3 protein-coding genes (1 of these 3 cut by a window edge) are annotated in these 24051 nt (G+C 62.5%); all 3 read left to right on the top strand.

Annotation, left to right across the window (positions count from 1 at the left end; translation table 11 throughout):
- Tightly spaced (each overlapping or abutting the next), the 3 genes in view from AC2A6O_RS27440 to AC2A6O_RS27430 form a layout consistent with a single transcriptional unit that may run on beyond the window.
- Window positions 1–2177 carry the 3' end of an SDR family NAD(P)-dependent oxidoreductase gene (locus AC2A6O_RS27440; RefSeq protein WP_498931919.1) on the top strand. Its footprint begins 18673 nt before the window's first position, so the window shows 2177 of its 20850 coding nt (coding positions 18674–20850); the start codon falls outside the window, past its left edge; its stop codon occupies window positions 2175–2177.
- On the top strand, window positions 2174–3508 hold the full coding sequence (locus AC2A6O_RS27435; RefSeq protein WP_498931917.1) for a flavin-containing monooxygenase: 1335 nt from the start codon (window positions 2174–2176) through the stop codon (window positions 3506–3508). The genes AC2A6O_RS27440 and AC2A6O_RS27435 overlap by 4 nt, the downstream gene beginning before the upstream one ends.
- A complete protein-coding gene (locus AC2A6O_RS27430; protein WP_498931915.1) occupies window positions 3505–24051 on the top strand; it encodes an amino acid adenylation domain-containing protein in 20547 nt (6848 codons plus the stop codon). Before AC2A6O_RS27435 ends, AC2A6O_RS27430 begins: the two co-directional genes overlap by 4 nt.

The raw sequence follows: 24051 nt of genomic DNA, 5'->3' as shown, positions 1-24051 counted from the left end.
CGGCCTGCTCCAGCTCGCTTGTCGCGACCGCTCAGGCCTGCGAGGCGCTGTTATCCGGTACCTGTGACATGGCGCTTGCCGGAGGGGCCTGTGTGCTGGTCGGGCCGAACATGTTCATCGACACGGCCAAGGTCAGCATGCTGTCGGCAGATGGTCGCTGCTACTCATTTGACGAGCGGGCGAACGGGTTCGTGCCGGGGGAAGGCGTCGGAGCCGTTGTCCTGAAGCGTCTGACGGATGCGGAACGGGATGGCGACCCGATCCACGCTGTCATCCGTGGTTGGGGTATCAATCAGGACGGACGCACGAACGGCATCACGGCGCCCAACCCGAAGGCTCAGACGGCACTGATGAAGGACGTCTACGAGCGCTTCGACATCGATCCGGGAACCATAGGTCTCGTCGAATGCCACGGCACCGGAACGCCCCTGGGAGACCCGATCGAAGTGGAAGGTCTGACCGATGCCTTCAGCGCCGTGCCTGCTGACGGCCGCTGCGCCATCGGCTCGGTAAAGAGCAATATCGGCCATGTCCTTGCCTCTGCCGGTATTGCCGGTGTGTTGAAGGCCATGCTGTCGCTGGAAAACCGGCAGATCCCGCCCTCGATCAATCTGAAGACCCTGAACAGCCACATCCCGTTCGACAGGACCCCCTTTGCCGTCAGCCGGTCTCTGTCGGCCTGGGAAACTCCGCGGGATGGCCTGCCAAGGCGCGCCGCCGTCAGTTCCTTTGGTTTCAGCGGCACCAACGCTCATCTGGTGCTGGAAGAATATCGTTCAGTCGCCAGCGCGGAAGGCGGCACCACGCCGCTGATCTTTGTGCTCTCCGCCCGGGACCGGGATCGCCTGATCGAATACGCGTCCCACATCGAGTGCTTCATTGCTGGCGAACCGGATCTTGATCTGGAGGCCTTCGCCGCGAGCCTCCAGACCGGCCGGCCTGATTTCCGGGAGCGTCTCGCGTTCGTCTATTCCGGCAGGGACGATCTGCTGCGCAAACTCGCCGCAGCGACAGTCGGTGCCGATCTCGAGGGGGTGCATCTGTCTTCCGGCGACGATGCGGCAACAAGCCTGTTCTCCGCGGATGATGACGCGGGCACGCTGGTTCGCAAATGGTTGGCCTCCGGAGACACGCAGCAGATGGACAAGGTCGCGGAGCTTTGGGCGAAGGGGCTTGAAATCGATTGGCCCACACCATCCTGCAAACGTCTGCATGTGCCTGGCTATCCCTTTGCGCGCTCACCCTATTGGGTGCCGGTCTCCAGCGACCCGCAACCTGGCGCGGAACTCGTGCAGGAGGTAGCAACAGGACCACTGCTTGGCGTTCAGCCCTCCGAAGGCGAAATCGGACGGATCACGCTGCGTATCAACGGGGACGAGCCCTATCTGACAACGCATCTGACAGGTGAGGCGCGCTTGATGACCGGCCTTTACCTGCCGGAGATGGCACGCGGTGCCCTGGAGCGGTTGTCTGGAAAACCCGTTTCCGGCCTTACGCAGTTGATCTGGGGCAGGCCGGTCGCCATCAACGGCAAACCGCGTGACCTGACATTCGTGGTCATGTCGGATGCGGAGGGTCTGCTCTACCGGGTGGAGGCGGATGGCGACGAAGAAAGTCCGTGTCATTTGGGCTCCGGAGCATTCGGCCCAAATACGGGCGAGGCGCGCAAGTCCATCGCGTTTGACGAGGCGCTTCCGGGCCGAGATGTCTCGGAACCCTACCGCGCCTTCGCCGAACGCTGCTCGGTTCATTCAAGTCCGCCAACGCCGGAAATGGCACGCGTTTCGGAGGTCTCCCTTGAGTCAGACGTGCTGACCGCAAGGGTGGAGCTTTCCCAACGCGCTGCGCCGGAGCGTCGGGACATTCTGTTCGATCCGTATCATCTCGATGCGGTCTGGCGGTTGCTGGCTTTCCATAACGGCGGCTGTGTCGCCGATGCCGGAGACGCCAATGCCCTGAGTTTTCCGCGCAGCATGGAATCCATGACCGGATTCGCAACGGCTGGAGACCGTGGGCTTGTCAGAATTGTTCCGCGGCCGGCCGGTTCGGGGCCTGTATCCTATACGGTCGAGCTTTACGGTGCCGACGGCGCTGAGGCTCTGCGCCTGGAAGGCGTCCGGGTGACGGCACTGGAACGCAGCCGGGATATTCGGATCAGGGAGGAGCTTCGCTCATGAACCGTTCACCCAGCAAGGTTGCGATCATCGGCGGCGGCCCGACCGGCATCGGCGTCGCGCGCGAACTGATCGATGGCGGTATCGACATCGATCTCTATGAGGCGGAGGCCGATTTCGGCGGTGTCTGGAACGGTGACGCTGCTTGCGGCAGGACCTACGAGTCCCTCCATCTGATTTCGCCGAAATTCAACACCCAGGTCGCCGACTTTCCGATGCCGGAGGACTATCCTCCCTATCCGAACCATCGCCAGATGCTGGCCTATATCCGTTCCTACGCGAAGGCCTTCGGTATCTATCAGCGTGCGTCTTTCAATGCGGCGGTCGAGACGCTGACACAGGAGGGCGACGGCTGGCGCCTGAAGACCAGCGCTGGGCACGACATCCTTTATCCGCTGGTGATCGTCTGCAACGGCCTGCAAAGGGTACCGCGTTTTCCAGAGCCGGCCATACCCGGCCAATTCTCCGGCGAGGTGCTGCATGCGCGCGACTACAAGTCGGCCGACCTGCTACGCGGAAAGAGGGTGCTGGTCGTCGGCGGTGGCAACTCGGGCTGCGATATCGCCGTTGACGCCATCAGGACGGCTGAGACCGTTCTGCACAGCACGCGGCGGGGCTATTACTACCAGCCGAAATTCATCTCCGGAAAACCCACGCCGCAATGGATGATGGAACTCGGCAACAAGTTCGCCACCAAGGAAGAAACGCTCGCTTATATCGAGGAAGTCTTCCGGCTCGCAGGGTACGACGGCACCGACTACGGGCTTCCGAAACCGGACTATCCACTTGATGCCGCCCATCCGGTCATGAACTCGTTGCTGCTTTATCATATCGGCCATGGTGATGTTGCGCCGAGAGGCGCCATCGAGAAATTCGACGTCAAGACAGTGCATTTCAGGGAAGGGCCTCCGGCAGAAATCGATCTTGTGCTTTATGCTACGGGATACAGCCGCGAGTTCCCGTTCCTCGACCGGTCTCTGCTGGAGTGGAAGGGCAGCATTCCCGACCTCTTCCTGCATTCTACGCCGCGCAATCTGGACAACATCCTGTTCATGGGCTTCATCAACGCCGCGGGTGGACTGGGGGACGGGCTGAAAACCCAGGGCCTTTTCGTGCTGAACTATGCCAGGGCGTTCTTCGGCAGGACCGCCGGACTGGAGCGGTTCCTCGCCGCGAAGAAATCCGATGCCCCGGATCTCGGCCAGACGTATTTCATCGACAGCTACCGGCATCAGTGGGAAGCGGATCTCTGGAAGTTGCTCGGCCACATGCGCCATTATCGGGACATGCTGGCCGAAGAGGCCCCGGTTCAAAGAGAGGTCGCCCTGCGATGAGTACCGGATCCGGCGACGACCTGCGCGCCCGAATGGCGAAACTCCTCGACAAGGAGCTTGTCGAGCGGGCCAGCATGCGCGTCGCGTCCCGGGCTCATGAGACGAAAGCGGACAGCTCTTCGCCAGAGACGACCGGTGAGAGCAGCATCTCCGACCGACTGGCGCTCGATGTCTTTCGGATTGCAGCCGCCGCCTTGCGCATGCCCGAGGAGCAACTGGAGCCGCAGGAAAATCTCGCCAACCTGGGTGTCGACTCCATCGCGATCACCGAGATCATGGTGCAGATCTCCCGCCATTTCGGGATCTCCGTCGCGCCGACCACCTTCTTTGAGGCGAAGCACATTGACGACTTGAGCAGTATTCTGCTGGAGCGTTTCGGCACGCCGATTGCGGCACATTACGCAAAACACGACGCAGCCCAGACGTCCCCGCCAGCTTCGCAGAAGCCCGCAACGTCCGCGGCAGAAACCACCCCTGTGCCAGCAGCATCAGCCGGCGACGACGATCTGGGCGGGGAAGAACCGTGGATCCGCCGCCAACGCGCGGCTGCGGGGGCACCTGCCGCAAGACTGCGACGCCCTGCAGAACCGGAAAGCACGAAGGATGCTGCAGACGATGCGCCGATTGCCATCGTGTCGATGGAGGGCATGTTCCCGCAAAGCCCGGATCTGGAGACCTTCGAGGCTCACCTGAAGGCCGGAAAGGATTGCATCAAGGAAGTTCCGGCCGACCGTTGGGACTGGCGGGCGGTCCACGGTGATCCGAAAAAGGGTCCCTTCACCGACGTCAAATACGGCGGTTTCGTTCCGGACGTCGATCATTTCGATGCAAGCTTCTTCAACATCTCCCCGCGCGAAGCGGAACTCATGGATCCGCAGCACCGCCTGTTCATGGAGTGCGTCTGGAGCCTGATCGAAAAGGGCGGCTATGCGCCGGGGTCTCTGGCCGGCCGGAAAATCAGCCTGTTTCTGGGCATCAATCTGCTCGATTACACCGACATGGTGAACCGCGCGGGCATCATGGATGCCCAGCAGCTCACCGGCCTGGGACATGCGTTCTGTCCGAACCGCCTGTCGTTCCTTCTGGATATCCACGGGCCGAGCGAAGTGATCGATACAGCCTGTTCCAGTTCGCTGGTGGCCATTCATCGCGCCGTGATGAGCATCCGTCACGAAGGCTGCGAAATGGCGATTGCCGGCGGCTCGAACCTGATGCTTTCGCCAACGCAGCACATCATGTTCTCCAAGGTCGGCATGATCACGCCGGACGGGCGCTGCAAGACCTTTTCAAAGGACGCCAACGGCTATGCCCGGGCGGATGGTGTCGGAGCCGTGCTTTTGAAGCGCCTCGATCTTGCCGAACGGGACGGCGATCCGATCCTTGGCGTCATTCGGGGATCGGTGGAACATCACGGCGGCGGTGCGACCTCTCTGACCGCCCCGAACCCGAAGGCACAGGGCCGTCTTATCGTCGAAGCCCACCGGCAAGCCGGTGTCGATCCCAGGTCCATCGGCCTGATCGAGTGTCATGGCACGGGCACGCCGCTCGGCGACCCCATCGAGGTGGAGGGATTGAAGCTTGCATTCAGCGAGCTCTACCGGGACTGGAATCTTAATCGACCAGACGCGGCGAAAATTGGTCTTGGTTCGGTCAAGTCCAACATCGGCCACGCGGAAACGGCAGCGGGTGTCGCCGGACTGATCAAGGTGCTCCTTGCCATGAAGAGCGGGACGCTCTTCCGGACACTGCACTGCGCAGAACCCAATCCTCTGCTGGATCTTGCCGGTAGCCCCTTCTATCTGCTTCAGGACGAGGCGGGCTGGAAGAGGCCGCTAATCGACGGCAAGGAGGTCCCCAGGCGCGCCGGCATCAGCTCTTTTGGAGCCGGCGGCGCCAACGTGCATCTGGTGATCGAGGAATATTCTGAGCCGGAGCGTCGGTCTTCACAGTCCAGGAACGGCCCTTTCGTGGTTCCCGTTTCGGCGAAAACCGAGCCGGCGCTGTTGCAGGCGCTGACCCGGCTGTTACCCGCGGTCCGGCAAAACGATCTGGCGGACCTTGCCTTTACGCTTCAGGACGGGCGCGATGCGATGCGTCACCGCGTTGCCTTCGTGGCTGCCGACCGGGAGGACCTTGCCGCAAAACTGGAAGCGTTCCTTGCGGGGAACGGCAGTATCGCGGAACGGGGAACCGTTGCGGCCGGCCGTAGGGAAAAGGCCCAGCCGCTCGATCCCTCGGGAAAAGACCCGACCGCGATTGCCCGGCATTGGGTGTCCGGCGGGGAGGTGAAATGGCCGGAGCTCCACGCCGGAGCTTGCCCGCGCCGCATTCCACTTCCGGGCTATGCCTTCCAGCGCAAGCGCTACTGGTTGCCGGACGTGGACACCGGAGCCGAGGCTCCCAGGGTGTCGCTCACGCCGGTTGCGACCGGCGCCGGGGTCTATCAGCTGTCGTTGACCGGTAACGAGTTCTTTCTGAAGGACCACAAGGTCGAAGGCTCGCCGGTTCTGCCGGGGGTCGCCTATCTGGAACTGGCGCGAGCTGCAGCTGTTCAGGAAGGTATCGCAAACCCGGCTCTCCGGCAGGTGGTCTGGATGGCACCGCTCGTGGTCGAAAAACCGGTTCCGATCACCTGCGAATTTTCAGGTCTCGGGGACGGGCACCTGCGCGCGGAGATTTTCAGCACAACGGAAAACGGCGAACGCCTTCTGCATGCCCAAATGCGGGTTGCCGCCGATATGGAGGCAACCGAACTCTCTGTCGATCTGGACAGTCTTCGAGGCAAACCGGCAACCCGTCTGGGAGCTCGCGAGGTCTATGCCGGCTTCGACGCCATGGGGCTGGTCTACGGACAAGGCCATCGCGCGATCACGGATCTTGCCGTTACCCAGGACGCCTCAAGGGGCGGGGAAGTTCTTGCCAGACTTGAACTTCCAGGAAGCGTCGAGGCAGGTTTCGCCGATTTCGGTCTGCACCCCAGCCTCTTGGACGGAGCGCTGCAAGCGGCAATCGGTCTGGCACTGGATGCCTCCGGCAAAGCTCCCGAAGCGGCTGCCCTGCCGTTCTCAGTCGAGGGCGTGAAGATCTTTGGCGCCTGCGAAAAACACATGTGGGCGCATGTCCAGCAACAGGCGGGCGCAGGCTCAGGCTTGCGCAAGATTGATATCGACCTGATCGACGAACAGGGAAGGATCCGCTTATCCCTGCAAGGGTTCACGACGAGAGCGCTTGACCCGACCGCGGACAGCGCGCCGCTGCGCTTCAGACCGCGCTGGCGTCCGCTCAATGCGGTGGTAGCACCTGTGCAAAGCGGGCGGCGCATCGTGCTTCTTCCAAAGGAAGTCGGGAACATTGAGGAGCTGGCGGCACTGCTGCCGGACCAGGACATTCATCCGCTTCAGGACGATCCTGTCGCTTCCCTTGATCAACGTTTCCTGCAGCTGGCCAACCAGATCCTGAGCATCGCTCAAGCGGAACTGGCTTCGGGACCTTGCCAGATACAGCTGGTTCTCGGGCCAGAAGAAAACAGCAGCGCCCTCGCCGGTCTGGCGGCCATGCTTCGCAGCATAAGCCGTGAACATTCGGCTTTTCGTGGCCAGGTTCTGGTTCTCACGGATCGATCATCCTCTGCGGATCTGGCGGAGCAATTGAAGAAGGCCGCCGGCGCGTCCGCAGGATCTTGCCTGAAGACGACGGGAAAAGACCTGTCGCTGGAAGTTTGGGAAGAGGTCTCGGCCACGGCGGAACCGGCGTCCTTGCCGTGGAAATCCGATGGTGTCTATCTCGTCACCGGCGGGACTGGCGGGCTTGGGATTACGCTTGCCCGGGAAATCATCAAGACGGTCCCCGGTGCGACGGTCGTTCTTGCGAGCCGGAGCCAGCCAAAGCCCGAGATAGCTGACTGGATCGCCGAGACACCGGCACTGAATCACAGGATTGCGGACTTTTCCGATGTCCGGTCGGTCGAAAACCTCGTGCAGCACATCCGGGGAGAATACGGCAGGCTGGATGGTGTCATCCATGCAGCAGGCGTCATCCGGGACGAGGTGGTCCTGCGCAAGACCCCGGAGCAGCTCGCCGATGTGCTGGCTCCGAAGGTAACAGGTGCGGTGGCCCTGGACAGGGCGATCGGCAACGCGCCGCTCGACTTCCTGGTGTTCTTCTCCTCGATCTCCGGCATTGTCGGCAATGTTGGTCAGGCCGACTACGCAGCGGCCAACAGTTTCCTCGACGGTTTTGCCGAAGCGCGTGAGACCCGGCGCAAAGCGGGCACATGTCACGGCAAGACGGTGTCGGTCGCCTGGCCGCTCTGGCGCGAGGGCGGCATGTCGCTCGCACCAGAGCAGGAAACCCTGATGCGGCGGACAACCGGCCTCGTGCCGCTTGAAACGCGCCAGGGCCTTGATGCGCTTTACTCCGTCCTGGGCGGCGTGGAACCGCGCCTATTGATCGCATCAGGGGAGGGCAATCGCATCCGGCGTTTTGTCGGTGACGCCTTCGAGCAGCGATCCGCTGATGTTGCGATGCAGGCAAACACCGAAACACCTGCGGAAAGCCGGCCGCCCGTCGCGACCGGCAGCCTGCGCCGGATGATCCTTGCAAGCCTGATGGAGGAAGCCGGTGCGCAGCTGAAGGTCTCTGAAGAGGACCTTGAGCCGGATGAGGAACTGACCGAATACGGCTTCGACTCCATCGGCTTCACTCAGTTCGCGAACCGGCTGAATGACCGCTTTGGGCTGGAGCTGACGCCAACCGTCTTCTTTGAATATCCGACGCTTGACGGCTTGGCGGATTACCTTGCGGGCGAAGAAGCTGCCGCGATGAGCGCGGTCTTCGGTGCCCCTGCGGCTGATAGCGCAGACAGGGCAGGGGTCGAAGAGGATGCCGGAGACTGGGCAGGCGCGGTCGCACCCGCGGATGCAGGCGAAGCTGTCAGCGCCGTGGCACCTGCAAGGGTGCGGGCTTTTGACATGCCGGAGGCTCGGCAGGCCGCGAATACCGATGCTGGCCAGGTGGCCATTATCGGAATGAGCGGACAGTTTCCGGGCGCACCCGATATCGATGCTTTCTGGAACGTCCTGAACGAGGGCAGAAACACCATCAGCGAAGTGCCGCCCGAGCGTTGGGACTGGCGAGACTATTGGGGAGATCCCCTGTCCGAACCCGGCAAGGGCAACGTCAAATGGGGCGGCTTCATTGAGGATCTGGCCGCCTTCGACGCGACCTTCTTTGGAATATCCGCACCGGAAGCCCGGATGATGGATCCCCAGCAACGCCTGCTGCTCACCCAGGCCTGGCGCGTGATGGAAGATGCGGGCTACGTTCCTTCCGCGCTGGCAGGCTCCGATACCGGGGTCTTCATCGGGACTGCGGATACCGGTTACAGCCGCCTCATCGCGGACAATGGCACCAAGGTCGAAGGGTATTCGATGACCGGCCTGGCTCCGTCGCTCGGACCGAACCGGATCAGCTACTTTTACGATTTTCACGGCCCGAGCGTTGCGGTTGAAACAGCTTGCTCCAGCGCGTTGATCGCGGTCCACCGTGCAGCCGAAGCAATCCGCGCCGGACATTGCGCGTCGGCCATCGCGGGGGGCATCAACACGCTGCTGCTGCCGGAAGCCTTCGTCGGCTTTTCCAAGGCCGGCATGCTGTCGCCGGAAGGGCTCTGCAAGCCATTTTCCAAACGGGCGGACGGCTACGCTCGTGGCGAGGGCGTCGGGCTAGTCTTCCTGAAGCTGTTGTCGCACGCGGAACGCGACGGCGACAGGGTTCTGGGAGTGCTTCGCTCGAGTGCGGAGAACCACGGCGGTCACGCCGCGTCGCTGACAGCGCCCAATCCGAAAGCCCAGGCAGATCTCATTCGCACCGCCTATCATCGCGCCGGAATAGACCCCCGAACGGTCGGATATATCGAGGCGCACGGTACGGGTACGCCTCTCGGCGACCCGATCGAGATCGAAGCGTTGACCGCCGCCTTTGCCGGTCTTGCAAGCGATGCCGAAGCCGTCTTCGGACCTGCTCCGGAACAGAGCTGTGCCATTGGCTCGGTAAAATCGAATATCGGCCATCTGGAGCTTGCCGCGGGGATCGCCGGCCTTATCAAGGTCCTGCTGCAGTTGCGACACGGGAAGATCGTGCGCTCGCTCTACAGCGATGACCTGAACCCCTATTTGAAACTGCAGGGCAGCCCCTTCCACATAGCGCAGCAGGCCGAAGACTGGCCCCATGTCGTCGACAGCGACGGCAACTTGCTGCCAAGGCGGGCGGGCGTCAGCAGTTTCGGGTTCGGCGGCACCAACGCCCATGTCGTTTTGGAGGAATACCTGGCGCCACATCCGGCTCCGGACGTTGAGCTGAGAGAGACGCCGGAGCTTATCGTACTGTCGGCAAAGACCGCAGACCAGCTCAAGGAAATGGCGGGGGACCTCCGTGCCTTTGTTGCCGGTCCCGCAAACACAGCAAGCCGGGCGGATATTGCTTTTACGCTGCAGACGGCGCGAGAGCAGATGGACCATCGTCTGGGGTTCGTGTGCAGGTCCATGGAGGACCTGCAGAAACGGCTCGAGGAATATCTGGCGGGGGAAACCGGCAAGGCGCTCCATACCGGGACTGTAAAGTCCGGCCGCAAGACGTTCTCGGTTCTCGAAAGCGACGGCCCCCTGCGCGAAGCGGCGGCTAGCCTGGCCGCGAGAGGGCGAGCGGAAGACCTGCTGGTGCTCTGGGCCAGTGGTTTGAGTGTCGACTGGGCCGCGGTCCGCGAGGGAAGGCCTGCGCGCCGCATCTCCCTTCCCGGATATCCCTTCGCAAGGAAGCCGTACTGGGTCGGCAAGGCGCAGACGGTTTCACAGACGGCGAGCCCGGCAGCGGGCAGCTGCACGCTACGACTCGACGGTTCGGAAAGCTATCTGCGCGACCATCTGGTCAACGGCTTCAGGGTTATGCCGGGTGTCCTGTCTTTCGAATTGGTGCGGCGTGCGCTCGACAGTGCCGGACGGCAAGCGAGCCCGTTCGAACTCGCCGGCCACACCTGGACAGGTGCGGTGGCTGTTGAAACCGGTCCCGAGCAGCTCGACGTCTTTCTGAACGAAGGGCCGTCGGAGGGCTTCCGGTATTCGATTGTCGCCACAGGCGCGCGCCGGCATGCTGAAGGCGTGCTCCGCCTGCTTCCCGGTGAGGACGCTCCCAGAATTGACCTGGGAGAGGCAAGACAGGCTGCGGATACAGAAATTGACAGACACGCGCTCTACCAGAGATTTGAGGCGCTTGGTCTTGGATATGGCCCCTCGCAAAAGGCGATCACGCATCTTTGGCGCGGCGCGGAGGGCGTGGTTGCGCAGCTCGATCTCCCGCAGGAAGCGGACCGCGGATTTGCGTTGCATCCTTCGATTCTTGACGGAGCCCTGCAGGCCGTCCTTTCGCTCAACGATGTCGGGGACGGACTTGAGCTGGCGCTGCCCTATTCCGTGCGCCGCGTCAGGATCTACGGCAGAACGGCTGACCGTATGTGGGCGGTCATCAGGCAGGAGGCGAAAGGGACGGCAATCGATCTCTGCGATGATGACGGCGTTCTCGTCATCCGTCTTGAGGACCTTGTCACCAGACCGTTGCCCGACGCCAAGTCCTCGGGCAAGGCAGGACCCGAGGCGCAGCCTGCTCTTGACGAAACGGAGCGGCGGAAACGAACGCTGGTGCTTGTGACCGGCATTGCGGCGAGAGTGCTGGAGATCGAGCCGGAGATGCTGGATCCGGATACGGAACTCGGTGATTTCGGTTTCGATTCCGTCAGCATGACGGCCTTTGCCGCGCAGATAAATTCGGACCTGAGCCTGAACCTGACGCCTGCCGATTTCTTCGAGTTCGCAACGCTGTCTCGGCTCGCAGGGCACATTTGCGACGAGCTGACAGACGCCCAACTGGGCTCTTCCGGCAGCACGCAGCCTCTAGAGGCCGCGGCCGAGACGAATGGTTCTGTACAAGGCATTTTTTCCGACCCGGCTGCGAATTTGGTCGCCCGTCCGTCCGGGGCGGAGGATGATCCGGTTGTTATCGTGGGGCAAAGCTGCTGTTTTCCTGGCGCAGCGGATGCTGAGGAATTCTGGTCCAACCTGATCTCCGGCCGGGACAGCATCAGCCGGATTCCTGCCGACCGATGGTCCTGGCAGCAGCTTGATGGTGACCCGAGGCAGGATCCGTCGCGAACCAACATCCACTGGGGTGGTTTCATCGACCGGGTTTTTGAATTCGATCCGCTCTTTTTCGGCATTTCACCTCGTGAAGCCCGCCTGATGGATCCCCAGCAGCGCCTCATGATGACCCATGCCTGGAAGGCGATCGAAGACGCGGGCCATGCGCCTGAAAGCCTTGCCGGACAGAAGGTCGGCGTGTTCGTCGGCACATCCTCCAGCGGCTACCGGGACATGATTGGTGCGGACTCCGGCGGTGAAGGCTATGTCGCGACAGGATCGGTGCCGTCCGTTGGTCCCAACAGGATCAGCTTCCTGCTCGATCTGCACGGACCGAGCGAACCGGTCGAGACGGCATGTTCCAGCTCCCTGGTCGCGCTGCATCGGGCCGTTCAGGCGATCCGGGCAGGGGATTGCGACATGGCGCTTGTCGGCGGGGTCAACACGATCCTTACTCCGGAAGCCCATATCAACTTTGCCAAGGCGGGCATGCTGTCGGCCGATGGCCGCTGCAAGACCTTCTCTTCCCTGGCCAACGGCTATGTGCGTGGTGAAGGCGTCGGCATGGTGTTCCTCCGCAAACTGTCAGACGCGGAGCGGGACGGCGATCCGATCCTGGCCGTGGTGCGCAGCACGGCGATCAATCACGGTGGCCATGCCAACTCTCTCACGGCACCAAACACGCAGGCCCAGGCCGATCTTCTGATCACCGCCTATTCCCGCGCGGGCATCGACCCGCACAGCGTCGGATATATCGAAGCACATGGTACGGGCACGGCCCTGGGAGACCCGGTCGAGATCAATGCCCTGAAATCGGCATTCGCATCGCTGCCGAAGGGTGCCGCCCGGATTGAGGAAGCAGGGTGTGGGCTCGCTTCGGTCAAGACCAATATCGGACATCTGGAGCTCGCGGCCGGGGTCGCCGGGCTGATCAAGGTTCTGAAACAGATCGAGCATCGCCAGCTTGCCCCGAGCCTCCATTGCGAGGAGGTCAATCCTTACATCGACTTGAGCGGAAGTCCTTTCGAGATTGTGCGTGAGGCACGGCCCTGGAAGCCCGTGAAGGACGAAAGCGGAGCAGCCTTGCCGCTGCGAGCCGGCATCAGCAGTTTCGGGTTCGGCGGCGTCAATGCGCATGTCGTGGTGGAGGAATACCTGGGCGGAGCAGAGGTGGCGGCCGCGCCGTACCGTCTGGATGCGCCGGCCGTCGTCGTGCTGTCGGCACGGGACCGCACCCGCCTGAACGACGTGGTCCGTGACCTCCTTTGCGAGCTTGAAAGCGGCCGCCTGGGGGAAGCCGACCTGGGGGATCTGGCCTACACGCTGCAGATAGGCAGATCCGGTCTCGGCGAGCGCCTTGCATGCGTTGTTTCGAGCCTCGATGACTTGCGGTCCCAGCTGACGGCTGTTCTGGCAGGCAGCGAACCACCTGACACCTTTTTTGGCGATGCCAAGGGACCGGACCGGCCGCAGGGAGCTCTGCCGCAGGATGCCGATGCGGCCGGGATCGCGCGCCATTGGGTCCGGGGCGGCAAGGTGGATTGGCAGAAGCTCAACCCGGGCCGGCGTCGCCGGCTCAGGCTGCCGACCTATCCGTTCGCGCGCGACATTTACCGCGTCGGCGGTGCCGAAGCAGAAACCGCGGCGAAAACGGAACCCGCGTCGACCAGGCCCAACGGCAGGCAACTCAATGCAGATGCGTATTATCTGAAGGACCATGTCGTTCACGGCAGCCATATTCTGCCCGGTGCGATGAGCCTGGACGTCGTGCTGACAGCAGCCCTGGATGACAAGGCCGTGGACGCCCTTCCGGCACGCTTCGCGAATGTGACCTGGCGCAGGCCCATAGAACTCAACACCGGTCAGTTGGCGCTCGATGTCCGTTTCTCGAAGGGGAACCAGAAGAATTCGCAGTTCCGTGTGAGCTCTGCCAGCACCAGCGAGCCGGACTTCATGCGTGGACAGATTGGCGGTGTATCGGAGGCAGGGCAGCTCGGCAGGCTGGACATCGATGCGCTCCAGAATGCCTGTCGGACTGGCCATGACCCGGATTGGCTTTATGCCTGTTACTGCGCGCTCGGGATCGACTACGGGCCGTCCTTCCGCGCGATCACCGAGCTGAGTTCCCGCAAAGGCGAGGTACTGGCGCGGCTGCAGTTGCCGAAGGCGGCCGGGGGCAGCGATCACATTCTGCATCCCAGTCTGATCGATGCCGCGTTCCACGCCGCACTTGTCGCGTTTTCTGAAGACGGCAGCGCAGGCCTGGCCCTGCCCTTTGCCATCGACCGGATGGACGTGATCAGGCCGACAAGCGAGGCCATGTGGGCCCATCTGCGTGTCTGCCCGGCAAGCCGGGGGCTTCGCAAGCTCGATATCGATCTGGCAGACGACACAGGCGCTGTCTGCGTCCGGATTACCGGCTTCACTTTGCGCCTGTTGGAGGAACCCAAGGGAGAGCAGGCTCCTCCAGCGAAGATGCGTTCAGCAAACACTGCCACCGCAGACCACGTTGAAGACTACTTCGTCGGACTTGTTGCCCGGGAAACCGAGATTGATCCGACAGCCATCTCGCTGACAGCGCCGCTTGAGGATTACGGCATCGATTCCGTGCTTATCATGCAGCTGACGGACAGTCTGGAGCGGGATTTCGGTCCGCTGTCGAAGACGCTCTTCTTCGACTGCCAGACGCTTGAAGCCCTGATCGGATATTTTCGCGCAAATCATGGCGATCGCCTCGCCGAGGTGTGCGGTGGAGGGACCCATCCTGCGGTCGCGGCCTTGCCGGCAACAGCACCGGCAACCGCGAAACGGGGCGAGGCACCTGCTGACGATCCAATTGCGATAATTGGCCTTGCCGGCCGTTATCCGGGCGCGCGAACCCTTGAAGACTTCTGGAAAAATCTTGCCGCAGGGCGTGACTGCATTACAGAAGTCCCTGCGGAACGGTGGGATCACAGGCGGTTTTACGATCCCGTTCGTCAGCCCGGCAAGACCACCGGCAAATGGGGCGGCTTTGTCGACGGCTACGACCGTTTCGACCCAATGTTCTTCAACATCGCGCCGCGAGAAGCGCTCTACATGGATCCCCAGGAGCGGCTTTTCCTGCAAAGTGCATGGGAAACCCTCGAGGATGCCGGTTACACGCGGGCAACCCTCGCGGAACAGGGCGATATCGGCGTGTTCGCGGGGGTCATGTGGGAGGAATACCAGCTCTACGGTCCTGACCTGAGCGCGCGGGGCACGCCAGCTGCGCTGACAGGCAGCGCGGCATCGATTGCCAACCGGGTGTCCTACTTCCTGAATTTCCACGGGCCGAGTATCGCCGTCGATACGATGTGCTCGTCTTCCCTGACGGCGATCCACCTCGCCTGCGACAGCCTGCGGTCCGGTAGTTGTGCGGTGGCGCTGGCGGGCGGCGTGAACCTGACCCCGCATCCAAACAAGTTTCTGGCGCTCTCCCAGGGCCGGTTCCTGTCCAGCAAGGGGCGGTGCGAGAGTTTCGGCGAGGGTGGCGACGGCTATGTTCCGGCTGAAGGCGTCGGTGCCATCCTCTTGAAACCCTTGAGCAGGGCAGAAGCCGATGGTGACCGGATTTATGGCGTGATCCTCGGTTCGGCGCTCAATCACGGTGGCAAGACCAATGGCTACACCGTTCCGAACCCGGCGGCTCAGACTGCAGTGATCGAAAAAGCGCTCGCAAGAGCAGGGGTCGTGCCGGAAGACGTGAGTTACGTCGAAGCCCACGGAACGGGAACCAGCCTCGGAGACCCGATCGAGGTCACGGCACTCACAAGGGCCTACGGGACACAGGGCACTTGTGCCATCGGGTCGGTCAAATCCAATATCGGTCATGCGGAGAGCGCTGCGGGGATCGCCGGCCTGACCAAACTTCTGCTGCAGCTGAAGCACGCGCAGCTTGCGCCCTCCATCCATTCCGGCAGGTTGAACCCCAATATCGACTTCGAAGCCTCGCCCTTCCGCGTTCAACGGTCTCTCGCACCCTGGCCGTCGCCGTTCAGGGCGGGGGATGTCCAGCCACGTATTGCCGGGCTTTCCTCCTTCGGCGCGGGTGGTTCGAATGCGCATTTCATTGTCGCCGAACACCTGGAAAAGGAAGATGCCTTTACCGGGGAGTTCCCTGAGATTTATCCGTTCTCAGCTCGCGATCCGGAGCGGCTGACCGCTGTGCTGACGAATTTCCTCGAACGGCTCAATAGTCTAACTGACGAAGATCTGCCGTCGGTCACCTGGACCCTGCAACAGGGCCGGGAAGCTTTCGAGGAGCGGCTCGCGATTGTTGCGCACGGAAAGGCCGATTTGCAAAGCAAACTGGAGGATTTCCTCGCCGGCAAGCGCACCGGTGTGGTTGAGGGCGACGACATTATCCGGGCGCGAGTTTCGGGACTCGTGAAGCCGATTGATCCTGCCACTCCGCTTCGGGAGATTGCCGCATCCTGGGCAAGGGGGGCGTCGGTCGACTGGCGAGTTCTGTGGGCCGGGGCCAAAGCGCGCCCGATCAGCCTGCCGTCCTATCCCTTTGCAGAGGATCGCTATTGGCTGCCCGAACTTGCCGGAGACGCAACCGCGCCTGCAAAACCCGCTGCTCCTGCCGCCCCGCTGCCGCTGCTCTATTCCGGTATCTGGCAGGAACGAGCGGCTTCGGCGGACGAGGGACGGCTGGAAGGGCAGGTCCTTCAGGTGGTTTGTGATCTGGCTTCCTCGATGCCGCAACTGGCCGGGGACCTCGGCAAAGCCGGTGCGGAAGTCACGGTGCTGGCCGCGCCACAGACGGCAGTGGACGACCGCTACCAGTTCCACGCGCTGCACCTTTTCAGGCTCTGTCAGGACCTTGCGCGCAAACGTCAGCAGGCGCTTCTTCAGGTCGTTGTGCCTCTCGGGGGAACAGACACCATCCTGGAAGGCCTTGCCGGCCTGCTGCGCTGCGCGAAGCTCGAACATCCTGGCCTGAGCTGGCAATTGGTCGCAACGGACGGATCGGTTCACGATCTCGCTGATCGCCTGTCGGAAGACGCAAAGCGCGCCGGGAACCAGAGCGAAATCCGCTATCGTCGCGGACGGCGCTTCGTCCGGTCTTGGCAGGAACTCGAAGTCGCGCAGCAGGTCTCACAATTGCCCTGGAAAGATAGCGGTCTCTATCTGCTGACAGGAGGCATGGGCGGTATCGGGCAGCATGTGGCCAAGGCAATCGCCGCTTCCGTGAACAGCCCCTCGCTCTGGTTGACCGGCCGGTCTCCAATGACACCGGCAATCCGTGCAGGCCTGAGCGAACTCGAAGCGCTCGGCGCGTCTGTTCGCTACCGGAGCATTGATGTCACCGACGAACTCGCCGTTTCCGGGTTGCTGCATGAAATCGAACAGGACGAGGGTGAGCTGGATGGTGTCATCCACGGGGCTGGTCTGACTCGTGACGGATTGTTGACAGGAAAGACCGAAGAAACATTCCGGGAAGTTCTTGCGCCCAAGACGAGTGGCATACGCCTGCTGGACGAGGTGATCGGCGACAGACCGCTCGACTTCATGGTCTTGTTTGCATCGGCCGCCGGGGCGCTTGGCAATCCCGGGCAATCGGACTACGCGACGGCGAATGCCTTCCTCGACAGTTTTGCAGCCTGGCGCAACAGCCAGGTTGCCGGAGGTACCCGGCACGGCAGGACAGTCTCCATCGACTGGCCGTACTGGCGCGAAGGCGGCATGCACATGGACGAGCGCACCGCGGTGGCCATGGAACGCGCGTCCGGTGTGCGGCCTCTGGAGACGGGTCCGGCGCTCGCCGCCCTGACGGCCATCCTGGCGCAACGCAACGTCGACCAGGTTCTGGTTCTCGACGGAGATCACGAGCGACTTCGCTCCCTGATGACGCCGGCTGCCCCGGTTGACGGGAAACGAGAGAGCATTGCCGCTGCCAGGAGGGCGCCCGCCATTGTCCGGAGCGAAAAAACTGAACCTGTCCCGGACGACAGGGCAAAGGTTGTCGCGGCAATCAAGGCGTCCTTCTCCGCCTGTCTCGGGATCCCGCAAGACCGGTTGGCGCCGGATGACACCATCGACCGGTTCGGCGTCGATTCCGTGTCGGCACTTGAGATTGTCGAAGCACTGGAAAGCCACTTCGGACCTCTCTCCCAGACCATCCTGTTCGAATTCCAGACCATCAATCGTCTGGCCGATGAACTGCTTGAACGCAGTGGCGCACCAAGGCCGCAGGCGCCAGAACAGACCAGGCCGACCGAACCTCCTTTGAAGAGGCCAGACCCTGCAGCGCCAACGAGAGCTGCGCCGTTTGTTGACGCGAAGGATGTTGCGGTCATCGCCGTTGCCGGCCGGTATCCGGGTGCGGAAACGATAGAAGCCTTCGCTGATATCCTGCGGGCGGGCAGCGATTGCATAACCGAAATTCCGACCGACCGGCAGGAGCTCCTGAAGCACTATTCGCCTCAAAAGGGAGCGCCGGGTTCCAGCCACTGCAAATGGGGCGGCTTCCTTTCCAACATCGACAGCTTCGATGCGGAATTCTTCGGCTATACCCCGCGGGCAGCCGATCTGGCGGATCCTCAGGAACGGCTCTTCCTGGAAACGACCTGGCACCTGCTGGAGCGGGCGGGACATACGCGCAGCTGGCTCGCCGAACACTATCAGAAGCGTGTCGGCGTCTTTGTCGGCGCCATGTACAACCAGTATCCCGCGCTGGCCTCGGATGAAGAGGACCGGGCACAGCTGGCGCTGTCCTCCTATGCAGGCATAGCAAACAGGACATCTTTCCTCTTCGACCTTCAAGGGCCAAGCGTTGCGGTCGACAGCATGTGCTCATCCGGCCTCCAGGCAGTACACCAGGCCTGTCGGAGCCTGCGGTCCGGGGAATGCGGGCTTGCGATCGCCGGCGGCGTCAACCTTTCAATTCATCCGGCCAAATACGAAGCGCTCAGCCGGGCGGGACTGGTCGCAAGCACACCTGACGCCCGACCCTTCGCCGGTGGTGACGGCTATCTGCCGGCCGAAGGGGTCGGCGCCGTACTGCTGAAACCACTGGGAGATGCGTTGGCAGACGGGGATCGGATCCTCGGTGTGATCAAGGAAAGCCTTGCCAACCACGCGGGACATTCGGCCGGTTACGCGGTTCCGAACGCGGACGCACAGGCCCGCCTGCTCGAAGATGCCTTCAGGAACGCCAGCATCGATCCAGCCACCATCGGCTATGTCGAAACAGCGGCCACAGGCGCGAGCATCGGGGACAACATCGAACTCCGGGCCCTCTCCAGAGTTTACGCAGACCGCGACACTCCGGGCCCGGCGATCGGATCGGTCAAGGCCCTCATGGGGCACGCGGAGGCTGCCTCGGGTCTTGCGCAGCTAACCAAGGTGCTCTTGCAACTCGAACACCGCGAGCTGTTTCCCTCGTTCGGCAAAGCCGCACCTCTCGATACCTTCGAAGGCACGCCATTCCGGCCGCAAAGAGATCTGTCTCCCTGGAAACCGGACTGGAAACCCACCGGGGAGACCGGATATGAGGGACCGCTGCGGGCAGCCATCAGCTCCTTCGGCGCCGGTGGCTCAAATGTACACCTCATTCTTGAAAGCGCTCCTGTCGTTGAGGCGTCCGGAGCCGCAAGCGAAAGCCTCGGACCCTGGCTCTTCCAGGTCTCTGCCAGAACCGAGGAACAGCTAAGCGAGCTGCGCCGGCTCCTTGGCCGGTATCTGCGCGAGACGAAAGACGTATCGCTGGAAGCGCTGTCCAGAACGCTTGGCCATGGCCGCGAACGCCTGGACTGCCAGGCGGTGTTTGTCGCCGCGAATGCAGACGAACTCATCGCCAAACTGGAGGACGGGGCTGACCGCGGGGACGAGCCGCCGATGGCCGCTGCGGTGCAGGAAGTGAGCAGGGAAGGTCCGTTTCTGGTTCTTCCCGGCTATCCTTTCAAACGGGAACGGCATTGGCTGAAAGAAGCACGCGCCCGCGAAGAGGGGACGGTCGTTGCTGCTCCGGTGAAGGTCCTAGCTGACTACAAGGATCAGGATCGTCCGGACGAGGATGCAGCACTGCAACTGATATGCAAGACCCTTGGTAGGGAGCTTGGCTGCGAGGCGGGCGACATCGACCGAAACAAGGATTTCGAGGGCCTTGGGGTCGATTCAATGGCCCGGATGCGATTGATCTACGCTGTTGAAGAGGCCTGTGGCGTGTCGTTGAACCAGCAGGTAATCGAGGCCCACTCGACCCCTGCGCTGTTGTCCGGTTACCTGGAGACGTTTGCTTCGAGGCCCGAACCTGAAAGCGAGACGGTGCAGGCTGCCCGCTTGACAGGTCCCTATAGAGCGCCCCTCGGCGAAGCCCAGAAGGGGCTGTGGGCGCTGCAGTCACTTTATGCCGGGCGCGGGGATTACAACGTACCGATTGCGTTCGAATGTAGATCGCTGGACATTGAGGCACTGAAAAAAACCGTCGACTGGCTGGTCCGCAGCTATCCGGTTCTGGCCACGCATGTCGTGCTTGAAGACGAGGACCCTGTTCTGGTTGAACGGCCGGAGCCCCTTGAGATCGACTTTGTGACCCTTCCCTGGGAAATCGAAACCGGGGCCATTTTGCGTCAGCGTGCCTCAATCCCGTTTGATCTGGGCGAGGGTGTTTTTCGGGTCGAGCACCTCACGGGAGGGAGCCTTCAGAACGAGGCCTGCGTCGTCCTGCTTGTCGCCCATCATATTGTGACAGACGGTGTTTCTTCGGAGGTCATCACGCGGGCTTTCTGGAGCGCCTATGAGCATTTCTCAGGGGGCGGCTCAAAGCCGGTCATCGGCAGCGGTGCGGACTATTCGGAGTTTGTTGCCTGGGAAAACTCATTTTCGGCCTCCGGACAGGGGCAGGCCCAGAAAGAATACTGGCTGGAGAAGCTCTCCGGGACGCTGCCGACACTTCAGTTGCCACGCGACCCGGCTGCCGGCCAGCAGGCTGGCGGCCCCGGGCAAAGCGGGGAGCTGAAACTGCCCGCGCCCCTTGGCAAGGCCCTTGCAGACCGGGCCAAGGCCTCCGGAGTAAGCCTGGCATCGCTCTGCCTGACGGCCTTTGCGGCGCTGCTCTACCGTTACACCGGCGAGCGGGATCTCGTCATAGGTGTTCCGACGCTGCGGCGTCCGTCGGTGCGTTTTGCCGAAACGGTCGGCTATTGTGCGAACATTGTTGCCCTGCGGCTGGCTCTGCGTCCGGAATTCACCGGCGAGGACTTATCGAGGCAAGTGCACGCCGAACTCGGCGAAGGGTTGGCGCGCAGCGAGTTTCCGTTCAGTTCGATTGCCCGGGAACTGGGTGGAACGTCGACCGGTGAGATGCCGTATCAGGTGACTTTCGCCTACCAGAACTTCGGACAGGATCTGTCCGGCCTTGAATGCTTCCACACAGGACAGGCGCGTCTTGTCCCGGACATCCGGCAGGCCGGTGATACACCGTTGGGAATTGAGGTTCAGAACGGTTCAAGCGGCGTCGTTGTCATTGCAAATGCGGGCAGCGGCGTCTTTGAACCCGGCGCGATGGACCGGCTTTTGCAGCACTACAGGCTGCTCCTCGAAGGCCTCGTGGCCCGGTCCGATCGGTTGATTTCCGAAATGCCGATGCTCACCCGGGCGGAGGTGGACCGTGCCCTGCATCACTGGAGCCGGAGCCGGTCGCAGGCGACTTCTGGCGTTCCGGTTCACGAACAGATCCTTGCCCAGGCCCGCAAGACGCCCTCTGCAGTCGCCGTGACCGGCGACAGTGGCCGCCTCAGCTACAAGCAACTGGCAGCACGCTTCAGACGGATCGGATTTTTCCTTGAAAGGCACGGGGTGAAACGGGGTGACCGCGTGGCTATCCTGCTTGGCCGGGAGCCGGACGGCATTGCTGCCCTCCTGGCGGTCATGAGCATCGGTGCTGTCTGGGTTCCGCTCGATCCCGATCATCCGGATGAAAGGCTGGGGTCCATCCTGAAGGATGCGGGCGCGGCAGCGGTTCTCACAAAAGGGCTTCATGCGGACCGGCTCGGGAAGCTGGGTGATCCCCCTGCGGTCATCATCGATCTTGCAAAGGAACGCACCGGTCTTCAGGGGCGCCTGGCCAGACCGCCGTCCGCAGCTGTCCGGGCCGAGGATCCGGCCTATATCATCTACACGTCGGGTTCGACCGGTGCACCCAAGGGGGTGGCCATCTCCCACGGAGCCCTCTCCGGCCACTGCGAGGTGATTGCCAAGGAATACGCACTGACCGCTAGCGATGCCGTGTTGCAGTTCGCTCCGACATCGGTTGATACGGCAATCGAGCAGATCCTGCCCGTGCTGACCAAAGGCGGGAGACTGGAACTCAGGCCCGACGGCCTGCAGGCCCCGGCGGACTTCCTGAAGATGTTGCGCGCAAGGGCGGTCACCGTGGCTGACCTGCCCCCGGTCCTGCTGCACGAGCTTCTGAGGTCCTGGGAACAGGGCAAGGCCGACCTGTCAGGCCTGCCGCTGCGCCTTCTGATCGTCGGCGGCGAGGCACTCGCCCCGGAGGTCGTGGATCTCTGGAGCCGCAGTGCTCTGGCAGGCTGCCGTCTGATCAATGCTTACGGGCCAACTGAGGCGACAATCACGGCCCTGACCCATAGCGTGAAGCCGAACAGCCGCGATCACAGCGTCCCCATCGGCCGGCCCCTGCCTGGCATGGAAGTTTATATTCTCGACCGGGATGGCAACCTGGTGCCCGACGGTGTCGTCGGAGAACTGCATCTGGGCGGTGAGCGTCTCGCGATCGGCTATCACGAACGTCCCGAGCTGACAGAGACGAAGTTTCGCGATCATCGGATAGCCGACCGGCTGGTTCGGCTATATGCGACAGGTGACCTCGCCCGCTTCAGGGCAAACAGCGGTGGTTTGGTCGAGTTTCACGGGCGGCTGGACGATCAGGTCAAGATCCGTGGGTACCGGATCGAACTCGGGGAGGTCGAGGCGGCCATCGCCTCCTGCGGCATCAGTGAGGTTGCCGTTGTTTTGGAAAGAAGCCTGGCAGGGGACCCGGTTCTGACCGCCTATCTCGGCGCCAAGGAAAAGAGCTTCGACGAACTGGAGGTCAAGCGACGGGTCTCCGAAACGCTGCCCGCGCATATGGTGCCCTCCGTCTGGGTATGTCTTGAGCGGCTTCCTAAAACCGTCAGCGGCAAGATCGACCGTCATTCCCTCAGAAGACCGGCAAGTGCCGATGGCGGGACGAGCGGCCAAATTCGGGCGCCCCGGGACCGGCTTGAAACGAGGCTTCTTGAAATCTGGTCCGAAGTGCTTGGGCGAAGTGCGCAGGAGAGGCCCCTCGACATTGATGAGGATTTTTCCGAAGCCGGAGGTCACAGCCTTCTCGCTGTCCGCCTGTTGAGCCGGATCCAGCAGGCCTTCAATTGTACGCTGTCGGTTTCCGATCTCGCTCTTGCTGGCACTGTTGCTGCACAGGCCCAGTTGCTCCGGCAGCGCGGTCTCACGGCAGATACCTCCGGTAGAGACAGTGGCGCCCCTGAAACGGTGCCGCTGATGGTGTCGCTCCGTCAGCCGGACCCTGGCGCAAAACCCGTGACCGAAGCCCCCTTGTTCCTGATCCACCCGGTCGGAGGCGCTCTGTCCTGTTACCAGCAACTGCTCGACGCGTTGCCCCGGGATATCCCCGTCTACGGCCTGCGTGCCGAGGGACTGGAACCGGGAGAAACGTGCCGGGCGGAAAGCCTGGAAGAACTGGCGGCACGGTATTGCCAGCAGATCCTGCAGCAGCAAGCCAGCGGTCCCTACAGGCTATGCGGCTGGTCGTTCGGAGGTGTCGTCGCCTATGAAATCGCCCGGCAGCTGAGACAGGCCGGTGAGGAAATCGCCTTCCTTGGTCTTGTCGACAGTTTCACCACGCAGGACCTGAAGGACATGGGGATCATCTCGGGAAGCACGGGGACAGACAACGACCGGGATTGCAAGGAGGCGTTCGTCAGGGATCTTTTCGGTGTCGAGGTGGATCTCGCGGCTGATCAGGATGTCATTGAGCTCATCCGTGGCTTTCCTCAGTTCGAAGCCGTGCTTCCGGGCGCCGGGCCGCAAGACATTGAACGGCTGCTGACTGTGTTCAGCGCACATGAGAAACTGTTGAGCGCCTATCGGCCGCAGCCTAGTGACGTCAGCATCACTCTGGTGAGAGCCGTCGAAGGCCTGGACCGGCACTTCGTGGAAAGCTGGCAGGACCTGACGTCGGCATCGGTCAATCTGCTGAGCGTCGAGGCCAGTCACTATTCGGTCCTCCGGCAACCGGCTTTGTCCCAGTGGCTGTCCGCTTTCGACGACCGTCCGGTTTCCACCCGAGGAGATATTACAAGATGA

The sequence above is a fragment of the Labrenzia sp. ATLA3 genome (assembly GCF_057180185.1).
Note: the sequence above shows the minus strand (reverse complement) of the source record. Positions and strands in the feature narration are given on the sequence as shown.